The sequence below is a fragment of the Porphyromonas levii DSM 23370 genome, assembly GCF_000379925.1.
GTDB lineage: Bacteria > Bacteroidota > Bacteroidia > Bacteroidales > Porphyromonadaceae > Porphyromonas_A > Porphyromonas_A levii.
On record NZ_KB904207.1, the window covers coordinates 1 to 4348 of the forward strand.

The following is a 4348-nucleotide window of genomic DNA, read 5'->3' on the forward strand; positions in this document are numbered from 1 at the left end:
GACTTGCTCAAGAACGTCTGTCAAATCGAACATACAAGGCATAGATGTGTGAATAACTTTGTCGTCAATCTCGTCAGTGGCTTAATTGCTTATAACCTAATGCCCAAGAAACCGGAGCTAAATTTGGAAATTATCAGAAAACCTAACGAAATCGCCATCGCTTAGGTCGAACTCACGTTAAAGGAGTTTCCCTCCTTATCGACCATGTTCTTCAAATAGAGCGTGCGACCACCGTCCAAGGCTTCACGTTGTTTCTCCGAAAGCTCCAGACCACAGAGTTTATGCGGTACTCCCTGTCGCTGTGTCTGCTGTTGGCGTTCCTTGAAACCACGGTTGTTGTCGAAGATAAATTCAATACCTTTCTTTTCGGCATTCACCTGAAGCGTGGCATCGAAACTTTTACCATTCTTGGAAGTTTTCACGGCTTTGCCCTCCACGAGGTCTTTGTATTGGGCATCAGAGAGCGTTACACCTTTGATTTCCTTGGGGATGTTTACACGGTCGGCACGCAGGGCAACAAGCTCGTTGGTCTGTGGGTCAATGGAGACATAGGCGGAGAAAGGATCTCCGTTCTTGGGTGTTACCTCAATGGTTTTACCGAGGTTGCCCGTAGTGAGTAGTTGCTCTTTCTCTTCGGGAGAGAACTTATAGCCCATATAGGGGAAGTCGAGCTGGGGCTCTTTGCGAATCGGATGGATAGCCAAGCCGGTATAACCCTCCCCATCTGTGCGAAACGCCAAGCGAGCATCGGTGTAGATGGTGGTATTACCGACGGGTACGGCAATCGTGATGAGATTGCTCTTCTGCCAGTTGAGCATTTTGTCCAATTCTCCGCTCTGCTCCAATTGTTCACGGGAAAGCCCGAGGCTGTCGAGCATCTTCCAATCTACTTTTTCGGGGTCAATGGCGGTGGTGTTCTTCTGTCGGGGCAGATAGTCCTCAAAGGGTACACCCATCTTTGCCAGTTGCTCCTGCGTTTCGGGCTTTTCACGGCTTTGGAGCATCGTGCGGAGATTGTCCACGCCTTGCTCCACATTGTCTGCAACAACTCTATACAGCCCGAAATGGGTCGGATTGTTGAATTGCTTGAGGAAGTTGGTCATGAAGTTCTTCAGCAGTCCGTCCTTATTGTTAAACTTCAAAAAAGCTGCCTGATTGGCGGCTAAGGCTTCGGTCGTTTTAAGGTTTCCCTTGTCGTCGATACCCGAAACCACGGAGAGTTTTCCCACTTCTTTCTCGTTCTGCACCTCTGTGCGGTCTTCCAAGACCAGTACATAGTTGTCATTGTTGTTCGATTCCATAATTCTTTGTCTTTAAGATGAATAAATCGCTATCGAACACCAAATATATAAGCAACAATCCTATTCCTAAAGGCGTAGGGAAACCACGGGAAAGAATGGGATGAAAAAAGAAAAAATCAAAAAACGTTTGCAAAAATATCGTTGTTTAAAATTTAATTTGTATATTGGGGGCGTGAGGGGGTTCTTAGGTTTGTGAGATTATCTCGAAGCTAGTTAGAACCTTAAAAAAGGAAAAGCGAATAAAAGAATGGAGGAAACTTCTTTTTTGTTATGAAGAAAAAAGTTCCAACAATCTAGATAGGTTGCCTGATAGTTTTGAAGACATAAAACTGATATGAAAATGAAACACCTGATTCGAAGATTTATTGGCTGGCTTTTTTTAAGCATTGCCATCATTGCTAATGCTTTCTGCCAAGACAATAAAACTGAAGTGCGATTACAAAGAGTAGAAGCCATTGCAAATATGTATGCTTACGCACGATATTTCTATCCAACTAAATATGCGGAGGATCTTAATTGGTATAAGTTCCTAACACATGTGATTCGTTTGTCAGATACGTTGCAGGATGAAGAATCTTTCGATGAATTTTTAGAAGCACAGTTTTCTCCTCTTATTCCTGAAATGAAGATTCGTCTTTATTCAGACACCTCTTCGTATAGCACAGGTGATACGCTTATTCGCGAAGAGTACTATATCAAGGAGCATTATGGTTTTGGACAGAAAGTAATGGGAAGAAGATCTCCCTATCATTCAAAAGTGGTAAAGAAAAATATCTTGGGGATATTCCCTAATCAACATTATACTTTCCCCTTAAATGAACGGTACGTTGTTCAATATCCGGTTGCAGTAACACGTTTAGCAAACAATCTTAAGGACAACTATAAGAAGGTCATGCGTCAAATTGATAGTATTGATCTTCGAGTTACCAAATATTCAATGCTAAAAGCTGCAATGAAGAATAGTATTGGCGACTCACCTTTGATGAGCCAAGATGGTTATATACGAATAGCTGATTTTATTATGCATTGGTGTGTCCTAAAGCACTTTTATCCCTATTTAGAGGAAGATGGATTGGGAGATATAGAGATGAGACAGCTATTACGAACCTATGCACAGAAATCCTTTGAAGCAAGAAACTTGAAAGAGTATTATTTTTATGTATTGCGCGAGTTTATGGGGAACTTCCATGATGAACATATAGTACTTTTAAGCGATATGTGCCCTGAAGGATCAGTTGCGACTTATATTAACACAGAAGACAATCAACTTTTCTTGGATTATATTGATCAGAAATTGGTCGCGAAATGTGATATAAATGTAGCTGGTGGACAAGTGATACATAGAGGAGATGTGGTTGTGGCAATAAACCATCAACCAATAGAAAATTTTATTTCTCGCCAACGGAGGTATATTAGTGCGTCAACGCCACAAGCAGAGATAAAAGAAATTCTAAGGCATGGTTTCCCCGTTTTAGATAAAGACTCCATTGTCGTATATACCTTTAAAGGGCAAGGTGCCGAAACAATAGATTATGCACATAAATCTGCTACACGAGACTATTCTAACTTCTCGATGCCAGTACGATCAATTATTAAGCAAAATCAAATGATTCAGGAGATTATCCCAAATGTGTATTATGTAGATGTATCTCCACGAGTATTCAAGTTGAAAAAGTTTGTTGATTTTGTAAAAGAAGCCACACAAGCAAAAGCCTATATCATAGATCTACGTAAATATCCTGCTCCTGAAGCTTATTTACTATTAGGAATGTTGTCTGAGACTTCTGTTTCATGGGGAGATTACAGAATCCCCGTGCGTTATTTGCCACATCAGCAATCTGTGGTTTGGGAAGCGGAAATAGAGAATATAGCTCCTAATAAACAACAAATAACAGCACCGTGTTATTTTTTAATAGATTCCTGCACCAATAGTTATGGAGAAAGTATGGCAGTGGCTGTCAAAAAGAATCATCTTGGGACTTTGGTCGGAAGCAATACTTCAGGGACTAATGGTAACATGGGGGAGGCTGACCTCAAGATGTTTAACTTTACTTTTTCTGTAGGAAAAGACTTTGAAGGGTTTCATGGAAAAGGCGTAGCTCCGGATGTTCTCGTATATCAAAAACGCGAAGATTTCTTGGTCGGAAAAGATTCCGCCATAGAGTTCATATTGTCAAACTATTAAATAACTAATCAGTATGAAAAAGTTTTCTTTACAAAAGAAAGTTTTGGCTTCGTTGGATTATGATGCAATGAAGCGAATTCAAGGAGGAGGGTATTGTGATCCAAGTATCCCAATGCCTATTGATGAGATTAATCAAGGAGGAAAACCCAATATTGGGGCTGGAGGTGAGATTGCACCCAATGCTCAGTTGTGGACTTCTAGATTGTTGTGTATGACATACTTCGAGACAGGAGGATGTAGTCATAAATCAAAGTCTTGTAGTACTGCTCCTATCTGTATTCCTTTCTAACGAGAGTTCTATATTCATCTGAGGTGTCTCGCCTTGATGTAAAATAGCTAACAAATAATGAAGAGGGGAATTGTGCAATTCCCCTCTTCATTAGTCCGAAAGTTTTATGCAAAAAAAGTTTTAGGAGAGATATACTCTTTATCTGGTAGATACATGAAAGAGTACAATCCTGATGTCTCATTGTATACGGGAGCTTCTGGGGTTTCGTTGTATATGTCTTGCTTTGAGCAGACCTTTCTAACGTCACAAGAACTCAGAAAAAACTACGGATAGAATAGAACTGATACAAGAGCGCTTTGATTCCTATGCTGGGAAAATAAATAATTACAATGCCATCATTGTTTATGCAGAGATAATATTGCATCTCATCCAGCTCAGAAAAGGGGGTGTTATTGTATAGTACTCCCCATTTTTCGACAACGGGCTAGTGTTTTTTTCTTTCACTGTCGCAAACGTACACATTTTCTTTCTCTTTACATAGTTATTGGTTATTGTTATGCAGCTACTACTATTCCATATTCCATGGCAGGGAGTAGCTTGGTGATACTCTGGTGGGGGCGCTCATAGTTATAG

At 40.5% G+C, this 4348-nt stretch carries 2 protein-coding genes and 2 pseudogenes; 3 read left to right on the forward strand and 1 reads right to left on the reverse strand.

Translation table 11 applies throughout. The features are described from left to right. Nucleotides 1-165: pseudogene (locus tag A3GG_RS11525) on the forward strand (IS982 family transposase); the annotation flags it as partial. An 11-nt stretch (nt 166-176) separates the two neighbouring features. Here the strand turns inward: A3GG_RS11525 and A3GG_RS0101020 are convergent. Beyond that, nucleotides 177-1301, reverse strand: a pseudogene (locus A3GG_RS0101020) (DUF3945 domain-containing protein); the annotation flags it as partial. Between the two features lie 334 nt (nt 1302-1635). On the opposite strand from A3GG_RS0101020, the gene A3GG_RS0101025 reads away from it, so the two are divergent. After that, entirely contained in the window at nt 1636-3486 is a 1851-nt protein-coding gene (locus A3GG_RS0101025; RefSeq protein WP_018357485.1) for a S41 family peptidase, read from the forward strand. A 13-nt stretch (nt 3487-3499) separates the two neighbouring features. Further along, nucleotides 3500-3775 carry a hypothetical protein gene (locus A3GG_RS0101030; RefSeq protein ID WP_018357486.1) on the forward strand — a complete coding sequence of 92 codons (276 nt, stop codon included), beginning with the start codon at nt 3500-3502 and terminating at the stop codon, nt 3773-3775. Nucleotides 3776-4348 lie beyond the last annotated feature (573 nt).